This window comes from Nocardia farcinica (genome assembly GCF_029867845.1).
GTDB lineage: Bacteria > Actinomycetota > Actinomycetes > Mycobacteriales > Mycobacteriaceae > Nocardia > Nocardia farcinica_A.
Map to the genome: position 1 here is coordinate 1 of NZ_JARWRU010000382.1, position 1,432 is coordinate 1,432.

A 1,432-nucleotide genomic window follows, 5' to 3' on the forward strand; every position below is an offset into this window, starting at 1 on the left:
CGATCTGGTAGGGATCGACGCCGTCGACCCAGTCCACGACGCGCAGCCCCAGCTCACCGGCGGCGGAGTCGGCCAGGCCGGGCAGTTCCAGCTTGGGCACGACCACGGTGGGTGTCGCGCCGTCGGAGGTGATGACCAGGCAGGTGAGCCGCTCGAAGGACTGGGCCGCCGAGCCGATGAGATAGCGCAGATCCGGGCCAGGGGTGATGAGCAGGGCGTCGATGCTGGCCGAGCGCATCGCGGCCACCGCGCGCTCGAGCCGGTCCCGGTAGACATCCGCGGCGAACCTGGCGTGCGTGTGCGAACTCATACCCGTCGACCCTACCCGGCGTGGGCAACCCCCGAGCGATCAGCGGTGTAGCGGCGTCGATTCGTCGGTGCGGCGCGGTAGCCTCGGCCGCGTGACCTCTGCTGCGACTCCCGGCGGCCCGCTGCTGCTGCTCGACGGCGCCAGTCTCTGGTTCCGCGCCTTCCACGCCATCCCCGACAAGCTCACCGCCGCGGACGGCCGCTCGGTGAACGCCGTGCGCGGCTTCACCGACATGGTGGCCTCGCTGATCACCCGGTTCGGCCCGAGCAGGCTGGTGGTGGCGCTCGACCTGGACTGGCGGCCCCGGTTCCGGGTGGAGCTGGTGCCCTCCTACAAGGCGCACCGGGTGGCCGAGCAGGGCCCGCCCGACGCGGAGGAGGTGCCCGACACGCTGACCCCGCAGGTGGACATGATCCTGGAGGTGCTCGCCGCGGCGGGCATCGCCACCGGCGGCGCGGCGGGGCTGGAGGCCGACGACGTGCTCGGCACCCTCGCCCACCGTGAACGCCGCGACGAGGTGGTGGTCGTCAGCGGCGACCGTGACCTGCTGCAACTGGTGCGCGACGACCCCGCCCCGCCGGTCCGGGTCTTCTACGCGGGCCGGGGCCTGGCCAAGGCCGAACTGTTCGGCCCAGCCGAGGTGGCCGCCAAATACCATGTGCCGCAAGAGGTCGCCGGTCCCGCCTACGCCGATCTCGCCACGCTGCGCGGCGACGCTTCCGACGGCCTGCCCGGGGTGGCTGGCATCGGCGAGAAGTCCGCGGCGACCCTCATCTCCCGGTTCGGTTCGCTGGAGGCGCTGCGCGCGGCGGTCGCCGATCCCGACGCCGACCTCGCGCCCGCCGCCCGCGCGAAGCTGACCGCGGCCGCGGACTATCTGGACGCGGCGGCCCGGGTGGTGCGGGTGGTGCGCGACGCCGATGTCGAGCTGTCCCGGCCGGACGTGCTGCCCACCGAACCGGCCGACCTCGACGGCCTGCTCGCCCTCGGCGCGGCGTACAACGCCGAGAGCCCGGTGCGGCGTCTCGTGAAAGCGCTTGCGGCGCCGCGCGGGGGGGCGCGGCGCCCCCCCCCCCCCCCCCCAAGGGCCGCGGTATAAACGAGACACGAAAAGCACCCCCG

Annotated in this window: 2 protein-coding genes; one reads left to right on the forward strand and one right to left on the reverse strand. The window is 74.0% G+C overall.

Features of this window, described 5'->3' with window-relative positions; all coding sequences use genetic code 11:
- A partial coding sequence (locus QH283_RS08050; protein ID WP_280502390.1) for an aminopeptidase P family N-terminal domain-containing protein occupies nucleotides 1–310 on the reverse strand: 310 nt, incomplete at its 3' end.
- Nucleotides 311–401: 91 nt separating this feature from the next.
- Between QH283_RS08050 and QH283_RS08055 the strand changes: the two genes are divergently transcribed.
- A complete protein-coding gene (locus QH283_RS08055) occupies nucleotides 402–1,409 on the forward strand; it encodes a 5'-3' exonuclease (protein ID WP_280502391.1) in 1,008 nt (335 codons plus the stop codon).
- Nucleotides 1,410–1,432 lie beyond the last annotated feature (23 nt).